This window comes from Microbacterium esteraromaticum (assembly GCF_028747645.1).
Lineage (GTDB): Bacteria > Actinomycetota > Actinomycetes > Actinomycetales > Microbacteriaceae > Microbacterium > Microbacterium esteraromaticum_C.
This window is the reverse complement of sequence record NZ_CP118100.1, coordinates 614,587-633,240: the sequence shown is the minus strand read 5'-3', so window position 1 is coordinate 633,240 and position 18,654 is coordinate 614,587. Positions and strand designations below refer to the sequence as shown.

Below are 18,654 nucleotides of genomic sequence, written 5' to 3'. Positions count from 1 at the left end.
GATACATCTACGTATTGAATACACCTGTGTATCGAACTCTCTGCCCGGAGGAAGCGTGTCCACTCTGCTCTCATCCCTGGGACGCTGGTCGTTCCGGCATCCCTGGCGCGTCCTGGTCAGCTGGCTGATCGTTCTCGGCATCGCCGGCGGCGGCGCGATCGTGCTCGGCGCGGGAACCGACAACACCTTCTCGATCCCCGGCACCGAGTCACAGGCGGGCCTCGAGCAGCTCGAGCGCACCTTCCCCCAGGTGAGCGGCACGAACGCGCAGTTCATCGTCGTCGCCGCGGACGGCGATGACGTGACCGACGACGCCTACCGCGACGGGATCGAGGATGCCGTCGACGAGCTCGCCCGGCTCGACGGCGTGCTGGCAGCGACCTCCCCCTACGACGAGATGGTCGAGGGCATGGTCAACGACGAGCACACGGCCGCAATCGTGCGGCTGCAGTTCGACGGGCAGGCCACCGATGTCAGCGACGAGGTGACCGATGAGTTGCAGAGCATCGTCGACGAGCTCGCCGCGGCACTTCCCGAGGGCTCGCAGACCGCCCTGGGCGGCGACCTGTTCGCCATGGCGATCCCAGCCGTGACCATCACCGAGGCGGTCGGTCTGGTGATCGCCCTGCTGGTGCTGATCGTGACGTTCCGCTCGTTCGTCGTGGCGGGGCTTCCGCTACTGACCGCGGTGCTGGGCGTCGGCATCTCGATGGCGGGCATCTTCGCCGCGACCGCCTTCGCGACGGTCTCGTCGACCACGCCGCTGCTCGCGCTCATGCTGGGGCTCGCGGTGGGTATCGACTACGCGCTGTTCATCATCGCCCGCCACCAGGACCAGGTGCGCGACGGCATCGATCCTGAGGAATCGGCATCCCGCGCCGTCGGCACGGCTGGATCGGCGGTCGTGTTCGCCGGCATCACCGTGTTGATCGCCCTGATCGGACTCGGCTTCGCGGGCATCCCGTTCCTGACGACGATGGGTATCGCCGCGGCCGTCGCCGTCGCGATCGCCGTCGCCATCTCGGTGACGCTGACCCCGGCGCTGCTCGGCTTCGTGAAGGGTCGCGTCGCCGGGCGCGCGAAGAAGGCCCCGAAGAAGAAGAAGAAGTCGGATGCCCGTGACGCGGCGCCCCGTGCGGGCTTCGCCGCCCGCTGGGTCGGCGGCGTCACCAAGCGCCCGATCCTGGTGAGCATCGCCGTCGTACTCGGTCTGGGCATCGTGGCCGTACCGGCACTGAGCCTGAACCTGGCACTGCCGAACGCCGGTGTGCTGCCGGAGGATTCCGAGGCGCGCATCAGCTACGACCTGACCGCCGAGGAGTTCGGCCCGGGGTTCAACGGTCCGCTGATCCTCACCGGAACGATCGTGACCTCGACCGATCCGCTCACGCTCATGCAGGACCTCGGCGATGAGGTCGCGCAACTGCCCGGCGTGCGCGAGGTGGCGCTGGCCACCCCGAACGAGACGGCCGATACCGGCATCGTGCAGATCATTCCCGAGACCGCCCCCGATGACCCGGCCACCAGCGACCTCGTGCGCGAGCTGCGCTCACACCACGACGAGTGGCTGGACGAGCACGGCATCGACCTGAAGGTCACCGGTTTCACCGCGGTCGCCATCGACATCTCCGATCAGCTGGGTGCGGCGCTGCTGCCCTTCGGCGTGTTCGTGATCGGCCTGTCGCTGATTCTGCTGGCGATGGTGTTCCGCTCGATCTGGGTGCCGATCACCGCTGCCGCCGGATATCTGCTCTCGATCGTGGCGTCGTTCGGTGTCGTCGCGGCCGTGTTCGAGTGGGGCTGGTTCGCCGACCTGCTGCATGTGGCGCGCACCGGACCGATCATCTCGTTCATGCCGATCGTACTGATGGGCGTGCTGTTCGGTCTGGCCATGGACTACCAGGTGTTCCTCGTCTCGCGCATGCGCGAGGACTACGTGCACGACCCCGACCGCACGGTCGCCGAGAATCGCCGCGCCGCCGCCGTGCGCGCCATCCGCTCGGGCTTCACGTCGTCGGCCCGCGTGGTGACCGCAGCGGCGCTGATCATGTTCGCGGTGTTCGTCGCGTTCGTGCCCGAGGGCGACTCGTCGATCAAACCGATCGCGTTGGGCCTGGCCGCCGGTATCGCGATCGACGCGTTCCTCGTGCGCATGACGCTGATCCCCGCGGTGATGGCTATCCTCGGCGACCGCGCCTGGCGCATCCCGGCCTGGATGGAGAAGTTCCTGCCGCACGTCGACATCGAGGGCGAGGCCGTCGAGCGCGAGCGCGCTCTGGCCGAATGGCCGGGCGACGACAGCGTCCTCGCCGCCGACGGACTCAGCCTCGCCGACGGCGGCGTGCACGCTGCGCACCTGCGGCTGGAACCGTCCGGCTCGCTGGTCATCACGGGTGCCCGCCCGCAGACGCTGCGCGCGCTGGCGCTGACGCTCGCCGGCCGGATGAAGCCCGAGGCTGGTCGCCTGCGCGTGGCTGGCCACCTGCTACCCGGTCGTGCCGCGTGGGTGCGATCGCACGTCGGCATCGTCCTGCTGGGCGATGCGGATGCGGCATCCGACGCGTCCGAGGCACTGCGTGGCCGCACCCGTCTGGTGATCCTCGACGGGGTCGAGCGCCTCACCCCGGCCGAGTGCGACCAGCTCGCCGCGCGCCTGCGCGACGCCGCCCCGGGTACGGCCGTCGTGCTCACGACCGTCGACCCGGATGCCGCTCAGCGCCTGCTCGATGCGGCCGGCCGATCCGCAGCATCCGTCACCGATCTTTCCTCCCCCGCCCACACCCCCACCTCTCGCCCACACCCCCACTCGCGGTCGTCCGCAGCACGGGGTGTCGACGAGAGCACGGGGTCTCGGCGACAGGCAACCGACTCCGAGGTGGACGCATGACCCTCCCCATCGAACGCGCACGTTCGCGGCGCCCGATCACCTGGCTGACCATCATCGGTGTGCTGCTGCTGCCGGCCATCATCGGTGGCATCCTCGTCGCCGCGCTGCAGAACCCCACCGGCCGGCTCGACGCGATGACGGCCGCCGTGGTCAACCTCGACGAACCCGTCACGATCGACGGCCAGTACACGCCGCTCGGACGCCAGCTGGCCGCGGGTCTCGTCGAGGGGTCCGACGAGATGGACTCCAACCTCACCTGGGTGATCTCGAACGAAGACGACGCAGCCGAAGGCCTCGCCGACGGCGAGTACCAGGCGATCGTCACGATCCCGAAGTCGTTCTCGGCGGATGCCACATCCGCCGGCACCGCGCTGCAGAGCGGGGATGCCGATGCGCAGCAGGCCGAGATCACCGTCACCACCGCACCCGACGGCCGGGTCGCCGACGGGCTCATCACCCAGCAGATCGCCTCGGTCGCCGCGTCGACCATGGGCACGATGCTGAGCGAGGCGACCGTGGGCAACGTGCTGGTCGGTTTCAAGACCATCGGCGACCAGATCGGGGATGCCGCCGACGGAGCGGCCCAGCTCGCCGACGGCGCTCACGATGCCGCCGACGGTGCTGCGGAGATCCCCGATGGGGCCGCGCAGCTCGCCGACGGCGCCGGCGGAATCGCCAGTGGCGCGGGTGAGCTGGCCAGCGGTGCGTCTCAACTCGCCGGTGGACTCGGCACCATCTCGACCAAGACGCGGGAGGCCGGAGCGGGGGCCAACCAACTGGGCCAAGGGCTGATCGGCGGAGCCGACGCGCTCGAGCAGAACGGCCTCGTTCCCGCCGAGCTCTTCACCGCCGCCGACGCGGCCGTGACTGCGAGCGACGGCGCCGCCCAGGCAGCCGCCGGCGCGAACCAGGCGAGCGCGGGCGTGGCGACCGGTATCTCCGCACTTGCCCCGGGGCTTCGTAGCCTCGCCGATAGCTGCGACACCGCGGCGAACCCGCAGTTCTGCGCCGAACTCGCCGCGATGGCCGGGCTCGCCGAATCGCTTCAGCAGCCCGCGGCGACGGCTGAGCAGCTGTCAGCGACCGCGGCCGACGCGGCGCGCGGCGCGAACCAGGCCTCGGCCGGCACCGCACAGGGGCTGCGTGCCCTCGACGCCGAAGCACCAAAGGCGATCGCCGACCAGATGCGCACGGCCGGTGCGGCCGCCACGCAGCTGGGCGGCGGCCTCGGTCAGCTCGCTGACGGCGTGACGCAGTCGGCGGAAGGAGCCACCGGCATCGCCGACGGCGCATCGCAGCTCGGCACCGGAGCCAGCCAGCTCGGCGACGGTGTGACCGCGCTCGGTGAGGGCGCCGGCGAGCTGGCCAAGGGTCTTGACTCGCTGGCCTCGGGCACCGATGACCTCGCCGATGGCCTGACGACCGCGAGCACCTCGCTGCCCTCATTCAGTGACGAGGAGTCGACCGCGCTGTCGTCGGTGATCGCCGACCCCGTCGCGTCGTCATCCGACTCCGACGCCATGTTCGGTCCCACGACCATCCCGCTGCTGGCATCCGTCGTGCTGTGGTTCGGGGCGCTCGCCTCGTTCATCGCCCTGCGCGCAGTTCCCGGCAACGCGCTGACCTCGCGGCGCTCGTCGCTCGACCTGGTACTGCGCGGGTTCTGGCCCGCCGCCGCGATCGGCGCCGCTCAGGGTGTGCTCGTCGCCCTCGTCGTGCAGATCGTCGCCGAGTACGACGCCGCCACCTGGTGGGGCTTCGCCGGGTTCGCTGTGCTGACCGGTATCGCGTTCGCCGCCGTCAACCAGGCCCTGGTCGCCGTGTTCGGCGGCATCGGCCGCTGGGTCAGCGCACTGGTCGGCGTGCTCGCCCTGGCCACCGGGGTGATCTCGACGGTGCCCGGCTGGCTCGCGGGACTCGGCGCGGCGATGCCCACCGCGCCCGCGCTGACCGGACTGATCTCACCGACCGGGGCCGCCACCGCGGGGCTCATCGTCTGGGCGGTGCTGTCGCTCGGCGCGGCGATCCTCGCCGTCAGCACCCGGCGCACCACCAGTGCCAAGCGGGTTCTCGCGACCGCATGATCCGACGTCACCGGGCGGCGCCTGCCGCACCGCCCGGTGACGCGGATGGGTGACGCCGACCAGCGCCGCGGATCGGTAGCGCGGTCCCACCGGACTGCTCAGAGCAGTTGCTCGATGCGGTACGGCACCATCTCGCGCATCACCAGTCCGGTCGTCGTGCGCTTGACGCCGTCGACATCGAGGATGCGCCCGGCGACGCGATAGAGATCGTCGGCGTCGCGGGCGACCACACGGATCATCAGATCGGTGATGCCCGACAGCCCCAGCACCTCGACGACCTCGGGGATCGCCGCGAGTGATTCGCCGACGCGATCGAGCTTGCGCTGAGTGACGCTGGTGACGATGTAAGCGCTCAGCGGGTAGCCGAGTACGCCGGGATCGATGCGTCGCTGGAACGACCGCACGGTGCCGTCCTGGTCGTAGCGCGCCAGCCGGGCGCGGACGGTGTTGCGCGCCAGTCCGGTCGCCTCTGCCAGGGCGACGATGGTCGCCGCGGGGGTGCGGATGAGCTCTCGAAGCAGACGTCGGTCGGTGCGGTCGGCGAGGCCGGTGCGTGCCATCGTGATCACGCCTTTCACTCTCGACGGGCAAGAATTGCCCGTTCTGATCAACTGCGATCGTCTCTATTGTGCACGTCGTTCACACCTGATCCAATGACAGCACCATCTGCATACTCCCCGCCTGCCCCGCAGCCACCCGCACGACCGGGCAGGACGACCTCACCAGGGTCTCAGCGCGACTCGGCACCGCAATGACGTGGTGCCGCCCACCAGAGGAACCGCCCCATGACTCCTTCGCTTACCACCCTCGCCGCGGGCATCAACGCCCCGTCCATGGCCATCGCCGGTGACGACCTGACCACCCTCGCCGCGATCGAGCAGCGCGTGCTGTGGCTGGCGACGTCGATGATCCACCACGCCAATCGCGTGCGCCCGAACCCGTCGGGTCTCAAAGTCGGCGGACATCAGGCCTCCAGCGCCTCGATCGCGACCATCATGACGGCCCTCTGGTTCGACCAGTTGCGCGCCGAGGACCGCGTGTCGGTCAAGCCGCACGCCTCACCCGTGCTGCACGCGATCAACTACCTGCTGGGCGAGCTCGACGAGACGCAGATGACGACGCTGCGGCAGTTCGGCGGCATCCAGAGTTACCCGAGCCGCTCGAAGGATCCCGACACCGTCGACTACTCGACCGGATCGGTCGGCGTCGGGGCGACCGCGCCGATCTGGGGTGCGATCTCGCGGCGCTACGCCGCGACGCTCTCGGGCAGCGGCCACGCCGGACGGCAGTACTCGCTGGTAGGCGATGCCGAACTCGACGAGGGCGCCGTATGGGAGGCGCTGCTCGATCCGCACGTGCCCGATCTCGGCGAGCTGGTGTGGATCGTCGACCTCAACCGACAGTCGCTCGACAGGGTGGTGCCGAACATCGCCGCGGGCAAGCTCGAGCGCATGTTCGGCGCGGCCGGCTGGCAGGTGCTCACGGTGCCGTTCGGCGCCCGTCTGGAGGCCGTCTTCGCACGCCCCGGTGGCGAGGCTCTGCGGGCGCGGATCCTCGATATGCCCAACGCCGAGTACCAGCGTCTGCTGCGCTGCGACGCCGGTGAGCTGCGGCACCGCCTGCCCGGGGCGGATGCCACAGCATCCGCCATCCGCGCCCTGCTCGACACGCTCGATGACGATGAACTGCTGCGGACGATCCGCAACCTCGGTGGGCACGACCTGGCGGCGCTGCGCGCGGCGTTCGCGCAGATCGACGACACTCGTCCGACCGTGATCATCGCCTACACGATCAAGGGCAACGGGCTGCCCACGGCCGGGCATCCGCAGAACCACTCCTCGCTGCTGACCGTCGAGCAGTACGCGCAGCTCGCCGCCGAGATCGGCATGGATCCGGGCGCGCCGTGGCAACGGTTCGGTGAGACCACCGCCGAGGGCGCGCTGTGCGCGCAGACCGCTGCGCGCCTGCGGCGCGAGCCGGTGGCGGATGCTGCTCCGCCGGCCGTTCCCGCCGACTTCGGCCGTACTCCGTCGGGCTCGGGCACGACGCAGGCCGCCCTCGGTCGCGTGCTGCTCGATCTCACCCGCTCGGCCCCCGAGGTGGCGCGCCGCGTCGTCACCGCGAGCCCGGATGTGTCCAGCAGCACCAATCTCGCAGGCTGGCTGAACAAGGCCGGCGTGTGGTCACCCGACGACCGGCAGAACTGGTTCGCCGACGACCCCGAGACGATCATGCACTGGCGCGAGAGGCCCAGCGGGCAGCACATCGAGCTGGGCATCGCCGAGGTCAACCTCGTCGGTCTGATCAGCGAGTTGGGCGCCACCTGGAGCCGCTGGGGGCAGCCGCTCTTCCCGATCGGTGTGCTGTACGACCCCTTCGTCGAACGGGCGCTGGAGCCTTGGTCGTACGGCATGTACGCCGGTGGCCAGTCCATTCTGATCGGCACCCCGTCGGGCGTCTCACTCGCCGCCGAGGGCGGTGCGCACCAGTCGATCAAGACGCCCTCGATCGGCATCGAGCAGCCCGAACTGCTGAGCTACGAGCCCGCGTTCATGCTGGAGGTGGAGTGGATGCTGCTGGCCGCCATGTCGCAGATGGCCCGGCCCGCAGGCAAGTCGGCCTATCTGCGCCTGTCGACCAAGCCCGTCGACCAGTCACTCGCGGCCGTTCCCACCGATCCGGCCGCGCGTGAGCGTCGTCGGCGCCAGGTGCTCGCGGGCGGCTATCGCCTGCGCAGCGCCGCCGATCCGGCCGTGACGATCGTCGCCATGGGAGCCATGTTGCCCGACGCGATCGAAGCCGCAGACCGCCTGTCTGCTCTGGGCGTGACGAGTGACATCGTGTGCGTCACCAGCCCGGGCCTGTTGTTCGACGCCGTGCAGGCACGCGGCGGTCATCACGAGGGCTCCGACTGGATCCTCGACCAGGCCCTTCCGCGGGAGCGGGCCCGGCCGATGGTGACCGTGCTCGACGGGCATCCGCACGCCCTGGCGTTCCTCGCCGGCATCCACGGTGTGCCGGCTCGCCACCTCGGTGTCAGCCGGTTCGGACAGGCCGGTGACCTCGCCGATGTCTACCGCTACCACGGCATCGACGCCGACAGCATCGTGCGCGCTGCGCTCGATCTGACCGCCTGAACCCCGCTCGCCGAGCCGACGGGCCGGGCGCGCTGGCTGTCTGCGCGCACGAGAACAGGACACATCCTGAGAACAGGATGAATCCGCGGAAATCATCCTGTTCTGGGGAACGAGCCTGTTCTCGTGCGGCGCGGCTGGCGGCGCGGCGCTGCGCTGCGCTGCTGCGCGCGACCCGCCCAGGCGCCTCAGCTCAGGCCGGAGTACGCGTGCAGGCCCTTGAAGAAGACGTTCACGATGGTGAAGTTGAAGATCACGGCGGCGAAGCCGGTGATCGACAGCCATGCCGATGGGGTGCCGCGCCACCCGCGCGTCGCGCGCGCGTGGATGTAGCCGGCGTAGAGCACCCAGATGATGAAGGTCCAGGTCTCCTTCACGTCGAAGCCCCAGTAGCGACCCCACGCGTCCTGTGCCCAGATCGCGCCGGCGATGAGCGTGAAGGTCCAGAAGATGAACCCGACCACCGTGAAGTGGTACGCCATGTTCTCGAGGCGCGAGGCCTCGGGCAGTGTGCGCAAGAAGCCGGGGCCGGTCTTCTGGGCGGCTTCGGCGACCTTGCGCTCACGACGCGCCTGCATCAGCTGCAGCACTGAGAGAGCGAAGGCGAGGGCGAACAGCGCCGTCGACAGCGAAGCGACGAACACGTGGATGACCAGCCAGATCGACTTCAGCGGATCGACCAGCGGCGTGACCTCGGTGTAGAAGTTCGCCGCGGCAGCGCCCAACAGCACGAGCACGAGCCCCGAGATGAAGCTGCCCAGGAAGCTCAGGTCGATACGCAGCAGCATCAGCAGGTAGACCGCCATGATCAGCAGCGTGCCGACCATCGCGAACTCGTAGAGGTTCGCCCACGGCACGCGTCCGGCCGCGAAACCGCGCGTGAGCGTCGCCGTCAGGTGGAACAACCAGCCGAGCACCGCGAGCGAGGTGCCGATCCGGCCGAAGACGTAGCGCTTGCGGGCGGGCGAAGCGTCGGCGGCGCCGCCGGAGGTCGAGGCGACGGCATCCGGCTCTCCCCCACCGGCGCCGACGAGCGCCTTCGTCTTCGCCTGGTCGCTCGCCGACGACCGCTTCGCGAGGTCGAAGGCGTAGGCGACGAACGACGCCGCGTAGATCGCGATCGCCGTCCACAGCGTCAGGATCGAGAGGGAATCGAGATCGGGCATGTCATGCTCCCTTCACGGAGGTCCCGCGCTGCGGCGCGGTCCCGTCGAGCAGCCGCTCGTGACCGCGGACGAGGTCGTCCACGGCAGCGGCCAAGGTGGGGTCTTCGCCGCGCGCGAGCCCGGCGTACTCGAGGTGGATGCTGTCGCTGTCGGATGCTGTCGCCTTGACCCACATGCGGCGGCGGGGCACGAACAGGGCGAGACCCAGTCCGCCCAGAGCGAGCATCGAGAAGACCAGCACCCACACGGCCGAGGCGTCGTGGTGGATCTGCAGCGACACGTAGCGCTTGACCGACTCCAGCGATCCGTTCGCGTCGGCGGGCGAGGCGTCTTCGAAGGTGACGGTGCCGAGACCGTTCGGCAGATCGGCGGTCTCGCCCGGCTGCAGTTCGATCGAGGCGACGTCGGTGCCGCGTCCGTTGAGCTTGTCGAGGCCGTCGGTGTCGAGTTCGAACACCGAGACGGGCCGGCCGCCGTCGATGCCGAGGTCGCCCTGGTACACGTCGAGCGTGAGCAGCGGCAGGTTCAGCGCACCGTGGGCTGACGCGTACGCACCCGAGTCGAGCTCGACCACGGTCGGGTACAGGAATCCGATCATGCCGAGCTGTTCGGGCATGCCGTCGGTGATCTTCACGACGCCGAGTGAGGTCATCGCGCTGTCCTGCGGCAGGAACTCGACCGGCTGGCTGAGTACCGCCACGCCCTCGGCGTTGCGCACCGTGATCGTCGGGGCGTACCCGTTGCCCAGCAGGTACACGCTGTCGCCCTCGACGTGCAGCGGGTGGTTGACCTGGATCTTGCCGTCGCTGGTCGAGCCGTCGGTGTGCTGCACCGAAACGTTGGCGGCGAAGTTGCCGGCCTGGCCGGCGCCGGGCTGGCCGAAGTCCTCGTACGTGACGTCGAAGCTGTCAAGGGTGATCGCGTACGGGTTGAAGGCGTCGTCTGCGACCAGGCGACCCCGGTCGATCGAGTTGTAGTCGATCAGCGTGTTGACGTAACTCGACCCCTCGATGACGACCTTCTGGCCGGTGTAGGCGTAGCCGCTGCCGATGCCGACGGTGATCAGCACGCCCACCAGCGCGATGTGGAAGATCAGGTTGCCGGTCTCGCGCCAGTAGCCGCGCTCGGCCGACACCGACCAGGTGTTGCCCCGGTCGTAACGGGCGACGCGGTAGCCGAGGGACTTCAGCTGCTTCTCGGCGACGTCGATGGCCGCCGGAGCCTCGGTCTCGGGGTCGGTCGTCTCGCGCTGCACCGAGCGGTGGTCATCGAGCCGCGACAGTCGGGCAGGGGTGCGCGGCGGCTGCGTGCGCAGCGCCTTGGCGTGATGCTTGATGCGCGGCAGCACGCATCCGATCAGCGAGATGAACAGCAGCAGGTAGATCGCCGAGAACCAGGGCGACGAGTAGACATCGAACAGGCTGAGCCCGTCGAGGATCGGGAACAGTTCGGGGTTGTTCTGCCGGTACTGCACCACACCGTTCGGGTCGGCACCGCGCTGCGGGAAGATCGAGCCCGGAATCGCCGCGATCGCCAGCGCCAGCAGCAGGATCAGCGCGACGCGCATCGACGTCAGCTGCCGCCATCCCCAGCGCAGCCATCCCATCGGCCCGAGCTTCGGCTGGGCGATGTCACTGTCGGGCTGTTCCGCGCCGATGTGGTCGGACGGGCGCCGTGGGTCGGTGGCGGCAGACGTGCCGGTGCGGTCCACGCGGGGTCCCTTCTTCTCGGGCGGGGTCGGGTCAGATGGGGAGGATGACACTGGCCATCACCGCCGTCAGTCTCGACATGATCTCGGTCCAGATGCCGGTCGCCATGAGCACGCCGAGCACGATCAGCAGCACGCCGCCGATGATGTTGACGGTGCGGATGTGGCGGCGCACGAAGCCGACCGCGCGGGTCGCCCAGCCGAAGCCGAGCGCAAGCAGCAGGAACGGGATACCCAGCCCGAGCGAATAGGCGACGCCGAGCAGGGATGCCCGCCACGGCGTGCCCATGTTGAACGACAGTGCCACGATCGCCGTCAGGGTCGGCCCCATGCAGGGCGCCCAGCTGAGGCCCAGAGCGACACCCAGCAGCGGTGCGCCGATGAGTCCGGTGCTGGACTTCACCTGCATCCGCATCTCACGCTGGGCGAAGCCGAAGAAGCCGAGAAAGACCAGCCCCATGATGATGATCAACACGCCGAGGATCTGCGTGATCAGTCCCGACCACTGCAACACGAACGCCCCGAACGTGCCGCTCAGCGCGGTGATGGCGACGAACACGACCGTGAAGCCGGCGATGAACAGCAGCACACCCAGCAGCATCCGCCGACGCGTCGTGGTCTGGGTCTGCGTGCCCTCTGCGGAGGTCGTGGCGGCGCCTGCGGCGCCACCGATGAACCCGAGGTAGCCGGGCACGAGGGGCAGCACGCAGGGTGAGACGAAGGAGACGAGCCCGGCAAGCATCGCCAGCGGGATCGCGAGCCAGAGAGCGCCGGCGCCGATGACGGCTTCGGGGCTCACGCCTCCTCCTTCAGCACGTCCTTGATCATCGTTGACAGGATCGAGGTTCCGTCGATCGGTCCGATGATGCGTGCTGCGACGCGTCCTTGCTTGTCGAGCACGAGGGTGGTCGGAGGCGCCTGGATGGGCGTCACCTGAGCGAAGGCCAGTTTGGCCTCGCCGGTGGTCGCATCGATCAGGCTGGGGTAGGTGATGCCGTAGGTCTCGGCGAACGCGAGTGCCGTGGCGGGCTGGTCGTAGATGTTGACGCCGACGAAGGCGACGTCGTCTTTCTGGTGCATCTGCCAGACGGCTTCCAGATCGGGAGCCTCGAGGCGGCACGGGCCGCACCCGGCGTACCAGAAGTTGACCACGGCGACCTGGCCGCTGATGTCGGCGCTCGAGAACTCCTCACCGTTCTCGGTCACGCCACCGAACTCGACCGGCTCGCCACGGTCGGCGGGTGGGATCTCCTGCGTGCGGAAGTCGGCCGAGGTGTAGGCCTTCTCGTCGCCGTTGCGGAACGCCTCGGCGGCGGGGTCATCGGTCGAGCACGCGCTGAGGCCGACGGCCAGTGCTGCGGCGATCGCCGCGGCCGCGACCTTCACAGAACGTCGGCTGCGGGCACCACGAGAAGAAGGAACACGAGATGACACGCTGGGAATCGTACGCACGTTTCCTATGCGCGCTCTGACATGCGCGGCCCCGTGCGAGCGGTCAGCGGGGCAGGTCTCCGATGATGTCCGAGACCTCGGCGCGGAAGCGCGGACAGGCTGCGATGTCGTGCGCGGTGCAGCGCAGGGCGTGCTCGGTCATCGCCTTCGAGTGCCGCATCTCGGCCATGCGCCGATCGAGATCGTCCAGGTGGGCGTGCAGCACCTCGTGGCGACCGGTCATGTCGCGCTCGAGCAGGTGGACGATCTGATCGAGGCTCATGCCCGCGGCCTTGCTGCGCAGGATCACCGCGACGCGCACGATGTCGTCCTCGCCGTAGCGCCGCCGCCCGCCGCTGTCGCGGGGCGGCGTCAGCAACCCCATGGATTCCCAGTGCCGCAGCACGTGGGTGGGCAGCTCGAACCGCTCGGCGACGTCGCCGATCGACCACGGATGCCGGTCGCTTGACTTCATGTCAACATGAAGTCACACACTCGTGAGGAACGCAAGGACCGCACCCTCAGGAGGAAGAAGAATGCACGACGTCATCATCATCGGAGCCGGCCCCGCCGGTCTGCAGGCGGCTCTCACGCTCGGGCGCATGCGCCGCACCACCGCTCTCATCGACTCGGGCCGGTACCGCAACGAGCACGTGCGCCACATGCACAACGTGCTCGCGGCCGACGGCACCCCGCCCACGGAGTTCCGCGCGACCGCGCGTCGCCAACTGGTCGCCTACCCGACCGTGACGGTGCACGACGACACCGTCGAGACGGTGCGAGCGGCGGATGCGGGATACGAGGCCGTCTTCGCCGACGGCAGCACCCTGCGCGCCCGCATCGTGCTGCTGGCGACCGGCATGCTCGACGAGCTGCCGCCGGTCCCCGGGCTCGATGGCCTGTGGGGGCGCCGCGCGTTCAACTGCCCGTTCTGTGATGGGCACGAGTTCACCGACCGTCGCGTCGGCCTGCTCGGCGCGGATGCCCGCATCGAGCACCTGGCGCAGCTGCTGGGCCCGATCGCCGCCGAGCTGGTCGTGTTCGACGATGGCGGCCTGGATACCGGCATCCGCTCCCGTCTACTCGACGCGAACGTCACCGTGCATTCCGCGCCCGTCGCCGCCGTGTCCGAGACCGACGACGGCGTGCGCGTCGACGCGGGCACCGCCGTCGACGTCGCCGCGCTCTTCCTGACACCCCGCGACACACGGCAGCGCGCACCGTTCGCCGCGCAGCTCGGACTGCGGATGCTGCCGAACGGGGCGATCGAGATCGACGACGTGGGCCGCACCTCGCACGCCGGCGTCTTCGCCGCCGGTGACATCGCCCAGTCCGCCACCGCAGGCGGCATGCCGTCGGTGATCTCGGCGGCCGCATCGGGGCAGCGAGCCGCGTCGTTCATCACCATGCAGCTGGCCGCGGGCGACGGGCAGTGACCGCCCCGCCCACGGGCACTCAGACAGCGCCGAGATCGATGCCCTTCGGCGCCGGCTCGGCATAGTCGACCTCACGCCACACATCGCCCACACGCTCGAAGCTCGTGACGCTCGACAGCGCGCAGCGCCTCGTTCGAGGGTCGTGGCGCAGCGGCAACCCCGCGACCGAGAGGTGGGTGATCCAGATCGGCGCCTGGTGCGAGACGAAGACGATGTCGCCGCCCTCGGTCGCGGACTCCACGGTGCCGTGCCAGGCCTCGTTCATCGCCTCCTGCATCCGCTGGGCGATCGAACTGTACGCCTCACCCCAGCTGGGCAGCGACGGACGACGCAGGTGCCACCAGTTGCGCGGATCGCGCAGCGCCCGCGACATGCGCCGCCCCTCGAACACGTTCGTCGGCTCGATGATGCGCTCATCGAGCGTGGGCGCCAGCCCGAACAGCTCGGTGAACGGCTCGGCCGACTCCTGCGTGCGCTCCAGCGGAGAGCACCGCAACGATCGCACGGGGCGATCGAGCGAGGCGATGTGCTCGGCGGCGGCGCGCGCCATCCGCCGCCCCGACTCGCTCAGGTGGTAATCGGGAAGACGGCCGTAGAGCACGCGCGCGGGATTGTGCACCTCGCCGTGCCGGACCAGGTGCAGTCGGGATGCCGTCATGCTCAGGCCTTGCGGTACTTCGCCTCACCGAAACCGAGGATGAAGTAGCCGATGAACGGCAGCATCCACAGCAGGAAGAACGAGAAGACACCACCCTTGCCGAAGGCGTCACCGACCTTCACGCAGACGATGATGTGGAAGATGAAGCCCACGATCGGGATCAGGTACAGCAGTGCGAGCCAGCCCGACATGCCGGCGATCTTGACCAGGAAGATCACGTTCACGATCGGAATCAGCGCGAGGATGCCCGGGTATCCGGCCTTGGTGAACACCTTCCACAGCGCGACGGCCACGAGCACGTAGAACGCCAGGGCGATCAGACCGGTCGTGCCCGAGAAGATGCCTTCGTAGATGCCGTCGACCGCGTCGGTCACCGAGCCCACCTTGTTCATTGGGGTGCCTTCCATGCGTATGGGACTGCTGGCGGGCGACCTGCCCGTGCTCGCGAGTCTACTGAAGGCATCCGCGCCCGCCACGGTGCGCACGCCGTCCACGTAAACTGGGCAGGCATCTCGTTCCCTATCAGGAGGAAATCTCCGTGCTTCGCACCCACACGGCAGGCTCGCTGCGAGCCGAGCACATCGGTCAGACCGTCACCCTCTCGGGTTGGGTCGATCGTCGCCGCGATCACGGAGGCGTCGCGTTCATCGACCTTCGAGACGTCTCGGGCATCGCCCAGGTCGTCATCCGCGATGAAGAGGTCGCCCACCCGCTGCGCAGCGAGTTCGTGCTGCAGGTAACCGGCGAGGTCTCGCGCCGCCCGGCCGGCAACGAGAACCCCAACCTGCCCACCGGTGACGTCGAGCTGATCGCATCCGACGTCGTCGTGCTCAATGAGTCCGCCCCGCTGCCGTTCCCGGTCTCCAGCGGACTGGCCGAGTCCGACCCGGTCGGCGAAGAGGCACGCCTCAAGCACCGCTACCTCGACCTGCGACGCCCGGCACCGGCATCCGCCATGCGCCTGCGTTCCGACGTGTACAAGGCCATCCGCGACGAACTGCACACCCGCGAGTTCGTCGAGGTCGAGACGCCCACGCTGACCCGTTCGACACCCGAGGGCGCCCGCGACTTCCTAGTGCCGGCACGCCTGCACCCGGGTAGCTGGTACGCCCTGCCGCAGTCGCCGCAGCTGTTCAAGCAGCTGCTGATGGTGGGCGGTGTCGAGAAGTACTTCCAGATCGCGCGCTGCTACCGCGACGAGGACTTCCGCGCCGACCGTCAGCCTGAGTTCACGCAGCTCGACATCGAGATGGCCTTCGTCGACCAGGAGGACGTCATCGAGATGATGGAGTCGCTCGTCGTCGCGATGTGGAAGACCATCGACGTCGACGTGCCGACGCCGCTGCCCCGCATGACCTACGCCGACGCGATGGCCAAGTACGGCTCCGACAAGCCCGACCTGCGCTTCGGCCTCGAGCTCGTCGAGGCGACCGAGTACTTCAAGGACACCCCGTTCCGGGTCTTCCAGTCGGAGTACGTCGGCGCCGTGCTGATGCCCGGCGGCGCCTCGCAGCCGCGCAAGGTGCTCGACGCCTGGCAGGACTGGGCCAAGCAGCGCGGAGCACGCGGCCTCGCGTACGTGCTGTTCAACGAGGACGGCACGCTCGGCGGTCCCGTCGCGAAGAACCTGTCGGATGCTGAGAAGGCCGGCCTTGCCGAGCTCGTCGGCGCGAAGGCCGGCGACTGCGCGTTCTTCGCCGCCGGTTCCACCAAGGAGAGCCGTGCCCTGCTGGGCGCCGCACGCGTCGAGATCGGCCGCCGCCTCGAGCTGCTCGACCCGGACGTGTTCGCGTTCACCTGGGTCGTCGACGCACCGATGTTCGAGCCCGCTTCGGATGCCGTCGCCTCGGGTGACGTCGCCGTCGGCGCTGGCGCCTGGACCGCCGTGCACCACGCCTTCACCGGCCCGAAGCCCGAGTTCGCCGACACGTTCGACACCGACCCCGGTGCGGCGCTCGCCTATGCGTACGACCTGGTCTGCAACGGCTCGGAGCTCGGCGGCGGATCGATCCGCATCCACCGTGAAGACGTGCAGAAGCGCGTGTTCAAGGTCATGGGCATCAGCGAAGAGGAGGCCGACGAGAAGTTCGGCTTCCTGCTCGAGGCGTTCAAGTTCGGCGCTCCCCCGCACGGCGGCATCGCCCTGGGCATGGACCGCGTCATGCAGCACCTGACCAAGACCGACTCGATCCGCGAGGTGATCGCCTTCCCGAAGTCGGGTGGTGGATTCGACCCGCTGACCGAGGCGCCCGCGCCGATCACGGCCGAGCAGCGCGCCGAGGCCGGCGTCGACACCGAGCCCGAGGAGGAGGCTGCGGAGTAGCATCCGCCCGCCTCGCGGTCGTCGCTCGCCGACACCCCCACCTGCCGCCGAGACCCCTACGTATGGACGTCCATACGTAGGGGTCTCGGCGCGTTCTGGGGGTGTCGGCGAAAGTGGGTCGAGTGCCCGCCGCGCTACTTCATCGCGCCGGCGACCATGCCCGTGATGAAGCTGCGCTGCAGAAAGAGGTACGCCAGCAGCACGGGCACCACCGAGAGCAGCGATGCCGCCGCCGCGGCACCCGGATTGCTGCCCTGCGCGGCGAAGAAGCTCGCCACAGCGGGGGCGATCGTGCGCACGTCGGGGTCTCGCAAGAAGTACGAGCTCAACGCGTATTCGTTCCAGATGGCGACACCGGCAAGGATCGCGACCGTCGCCGTGACCGGCTTGAGCATCGGGAACACGACGCGAAACAGCACCTGCAGCGCATTCGCTCCGTCGACGACCGCGGCCTCTTCGATCGACACCGGCAGGCTGCGCATGAACGCGGTGTACAGGAACACCGCCAGGGGCAGATTGCCCGTGACCATCACCAGGATGATGCCCCAGTGGGTGTTCAGCGCACCGATGTCTTTCATGAGCGTGTACAGCGGCACGAGCACCGACAGCGGCGGGATCATGATCAGCGCGAGGATGCCGGCATAGACCAGCTGGTTGCCGCGCGTGATCCGCCGCGCCAGCGGGTAGGCGGTCAGCGCACCGAGCACGCAGACCAGCACCGTCGAGACGACGGTGACGATCGCGCTGTTGCCGATCGCGGTGAGGATGCCGCCCTGCTGAACCGCGGTGGTGAAGTTCTGCCAGTAGATGTCGCTCGGCAGCGCCCACGCCGACGACAGGTCACTCTTGGGCTTGGCCGCTGTGGTGATGCCGAAGTAGAACGGCAGCAGTTGCAGCAGCGCGACGAACCCGAGCGCGACGTAGATGAGCACCCGGGACGGCGCCGATGCCTCTTTCACCGCAGATGCCTCTCTCATAGCTGCACCCGCCTTCGGTTCAGCGCGCTGTTCAGCACGAACGTCGCCGCCGCGATGAGCACGAACAGCACCACCCCCATGGATGCCGCATATCCGGCCGCCTGATTGCCGAAGTAGGTCTGCCCGATCAGGGTCGACACGGAATGCGTCGACGTGCCGGGGCCGCCGCCGGTGAGCACCTGGATCACGTCGAACAGCTTGAGCCCGCCGATGAGGTTGAGCACGATGCTCGTCGCGAACGCCGGCTGCAGCAACGGCACGGTGATGTTCCGGAACCGCTGCCACCACCCGGCGCCGTCGAGTTCGGCTGCCTCGTAGTACTCGTTCGGCACCGCCTGCAGCCCTGCGAGGTAGATGACCATCGAGATGCCGACGAACTGCAGCGAGTTCACGATCACGATGATCGTCACGCCTGCCGAGGCGTCCGCGAGCCAGGCGACCTGGTCGGCGCCCCACAGCGCCCGCAGGTCGTTCAGCGCGCCATTGTTGTACCGGAAGATCAGGTAGTACATCGTGCCCAGCACGACGGGTGAGACCATCACCGGCAGGTAGATGATCGCGCGCAGCAGCGACGCGCCCCGCACGACCCGGTCGAGCACCACAGCCAGGCCCAGCCCGAGGATCTGCTGGATGATCGTGCTGCCCACGCCGTAGATGAACGTGTTGATCAGCGCGGTGCGGAAGACGTCGTCGCTGAACAGGCGTGCGTAGTTGTCGAACCCGACGAACGCCCGGCCGGGGCTATAGCCGTTCCAGTTGGTCAGTGACAACCCCATCCCGCTGATGAGCGGGTAGATCGAGAAGACCGCGAACAGCAGCACGGCCGGCACGTAGAGCCAGTTCAACCGCC

The 18,654-nt window shown here is 69.0% G+C and carries 15 protein-coding genes; 5 read left to right on the top strand and 10 right to left on the bottom strand.

Annotated features, from left to right (window positions below; translation table 11 throughout):
* The first annotated feature begins 55 nt into the window (after positions 1 to 55).
* Together PTQ19_RS02875 and PTQ19_RS02870 are read left to right on the top strand one after the other, a co-directional pair.
* The gene (locus PTQ19_RS02875; protein WP_274368376.1) at positions 56 to 2,887 is read left to right on the top strand and encodes an MMPL family transporter; all 2,832 of its coding nucleotides are present in this window, start codon (positions 56 to 58) and stop codon (positions 2,885 to 2,887) included.
* Positions 2,884 to 4,971: a YhgE/Pip domain-containing protein gene (locus PTQ19_RS02870; protein WP_274368375.1), complete on the top strand. Its 2,088-nt coding sequence runs from the start codon at positions 2,884 to 2,886 to the stop codon at positions 4,969 to 4,971. The genes PTQ19_RS02875 and PTQ19_RS02870 overlap by 4 nt, the downstream gene beginning before the upstream one ends.
* 98 nt (positions 4,972 to 5,069) lie before the next feature.
* On the opposite strand, the gene PTQ19_RS02865 is transcribed toward PTQ19_RS02870, so the two are convergent.
* Positions 5,070 to 5,531 carry an Lrp/AsnC family transcriptional regulator gene (locus PTQ19_RS02865; RefSeq protein WP_179409056.1) on the bottom strand — a complete coding sequence of 154 codons (462 nt, stop codon included), beginning with the start codon at positions 5,529 to 5,531 and terminating at the stop codon, positions 5,070 to 5,072.
* A gap of 225 nt (positions 5,532 to 5,756) precedes the next feature.
* Here PTQ19_RS02865 and PTQ19_RS02860 point away from each other — a divergent pair, with 225 nt between their 5' ends.
* On the top strand, positions 5,757 to 8,108 hold the full coding sequence (locus tag PTQ19_RS02860) for a transketolase-like TK C-terminal-containing protein (protein WP_425313175.1): 2,352 nt from the start codon (positions 5,757 to 5,759) through the stop codon (positions 8,106 to 8,108).
* 185 nt (positions 8,109 to 8,293) lie between these two features.
* Here the strand turns inward: PTQ19_RS02860 and ccsB are convergent, their stop codons facing one another.
* The 5 genes from ccsB to PTQ19_RS02835 all read right to left on the bottom strand — a co-directional run bounded on the left by ccsB (position 8,294) and on the right by PTQ19_RS02835 (position 12,885).
* Positions 8,294 to 9,271: a c-type cytochrome biogenesis protein CcsB gene (gene ccsB / locus PTQ19_RS02855; RefSeq protein WP_179409058.1), complete on the bottom strand. Its 978-nt coding sequence runs from the start codon at positions 9,269 to 9,271 to the stop codon at positions 8,294 to 8,296.
* A gap of 1 nt (position 9,272) precedes the next feature.
* On the bottom strand, positions 9,273 to 10,982 hold the full coding sequence (gene resB, locus PTQ19_RS02850; protein WP_274368374.1) for a cytochrome c biogenesis protein ResB: 1,710 nt from the start codon (positions 10,980 to 10,982) through the stop codon (positions 9,273 to 9,275).
* A gap of 31 nt (positions 10,983 to 11,013) precedes the next feature.
* Positions 11,014 to 11,778: a cytochrome c biogenesis CcdA family protein gene (locus PTQ19_RS02845; RefSeq protein ID WP_274368373.1), complete on the bottom strand. Its 765-nt coding sequence runs from the start codon at positions 11,776 to 11,778 to the stop codon at positions 11,014 to 11,016.
* Positions 11,775 to 12,413 (bottom strand): TlpA family protein disulfide reductase, encoded by a 639-nt coding sequence (locus PTQ19_RS02840; protein WP_425313174.1) that lies wholly within the window; start codon positions 12,411 to 12,413, stop codon positions 11,775 to 11,777. Before PTQ19_RS02840 ends, PTQ19_RS02845 begins: the two co-directional genes overlap by 4 nt.
* A 61-nt stretch (positions 12,414 to 12,474) precedes the next feature.
* Complete coding sequence (locus PTQ19_RS02835) at positions 12,475 to 12,885, bottom strand: MerR family transcriptional regulator (protein ID WP_274368372.1); 411 nt, start codon at positions 12,883 to 12,885, stop codon at positions 12,475 to 12,477.
* A 61-nt stretch (positions 12,886 to 12,946) separates the two neighbouring features.
* On the opposite strand from PTQ19_RS02835, the gene PTQ19_RS02830 reads away from it, so the two are divergent.
* Positions 12,947 to 13,846, top strand: a complete 900-nt coding sequence (locus PTQ19_RS02830; protein WP_274368371.1) for an NAD(P)/FAD-dependent oxidoreductase — start codon at positions 12,947 to 12,949, stop codon at positions 13,844 to 13,846.
* A gap of 19 nt (positions 13,847 to 13,865) precedes the next feature.
* Here the strand turns inward: PTQ19_RS02830 and PTQ19_RS02825 are convergent, their stop codons facing one another.
* Together PTQ19_RS02825 and PTQ19_RS02820 are read right to left on the bottom strand one after the other, a co-directional pair.
* On the bottom strand, positions 13,866 to 14,504 hold the full coding sequence (locus PTQ19_RS02825) for a histidine phosphatase family protein (protein WP_179409063.1): 639 nt from the start codon (positions 14,502 to 14,504) through the stop codon (positions 13,866 to 13,868).
* Positions 14,505 to 14,506: 2 nt separating this feature from the next.
* Positions 14,507 to 14,896 (bottom strand): DUF5684 domain-containing protein, encoded by a 390-nt coding sequence (locus PTQ19_RS02820; RefSeq protein ID WP_179409064.1) that lies wholly within the window; start codon positions 14,894 to 14,896, stop codon positions 14,507 to 14,509.
* 146 nt (positions 14,897 to 15,042) lie between these two features.
* Between PTQ19_RS02820 and aspS the strand changes: the two genes are divergently transcribed.
* A complete protein-coding gene (gene aspS / locus PTQ19_RS02815) occupies positions 15,043 to 16,827 on the top strand; it encodes an aspartate--tRNA ligase (RefSeq protein WP_222445250.1) in 1,785 nt (594 codons plus the stop codon).
* Between the two features lie 134 nt (positions 16,828 to 16,961).
* Here the strand turns inward: aspS and PTQ19_RS02810 are convergent, their stop codons facing one another.
* Together PTQ19_RS02810 and PTQ19_RS02805 are read right to left on the bottom strand one after the other, a co-directional pair.
* Entirely contained in the window at positions 16,962 to 17,804 is an 843-nt protein-coding gene (locus PTQ19_RS02810; protein ID WP_274368370.1) for a carbohydrate ABC transporter permease, read from the bottom strand.
* Entirely contained in the window at positions 17,801 to 18,649 is an 849-nt protein-coding gene (locus tag PTQ19_RS02805) for a carbohydrate ABC transporter permease (RefSeq protein ID WP_274368369.1), read from the bottom strand. Before PTQ19_RS02805 ends, PTQ19_RS02810 begins: the two co-directional genes overlap by 4 nt.
* Positions 18,650 to 18,654: the final 5 nt, after the last annotated feature.

Coding starts and splice junctions, on each gene's coding strand:
- PTQ19_RS02870 (WP_274368375.1), top strand. CDS start 2,884: ATGACCCTCCCCATCGAACGCGCACGTTCGCGGCGCCCGATCACCTGG.
- PTQ19_RS02865 (WP_179409056.1), bottom strand. CDS start 5,531: ATGGCACGCACCGGCCTCGCCGACCGCACCGACCGACGTCTGCTTCGA.
- PTQ19_RS02860 (WP_425313175.1), top strand. CDS start 5,757: ATGACTCCTTCGCTTACCACCCTCGCCGCGGGCATCAACGCCCCGTCC.
- ccsB (WP_179409058.1), bottom strand. CDS start 9,271: ATGCCCGATCTCGATTCCCTCTCGATCCTGACGCTGTGGACGGCGATC.
- PTQ19_RS02835 (WP_274368372.1), bottom strand. CDS start 12,885: ATGAAGTCAAGCGACCGGCATCCGTGGTCGATCGGCGACGTCGCCGAG.
- PTQ19_RS02830 (WP_274368371.1), top strand. CDS start 12,947: ATGCACGACGTCATCATCATCGGAGCCGGCCCCGCCGGTCTGCAGGCG.
- PTQ19_RS02825 (WP_179409063.1), bottom strand. CDS start 14,504: ATGACGGCATCCCGACTGCACCTGGTCCGGCACGGCGAGGTGCACAAT.
- PTQ19_RS02820 (WP_179409064.1), bottom strand. CDS start 14,896: ATGAACAAGGTGGGCTCGGTGACCGACGCGGTCGACGGCATCTACGAA.
- PTQ19_RS02810 (WP_274368370.1), bottom strand. CDS start 17,804: ATGAGAGAGGCATCTGCGGTGAAAGAGGCATCGGCGCCGTCCCGGGTG.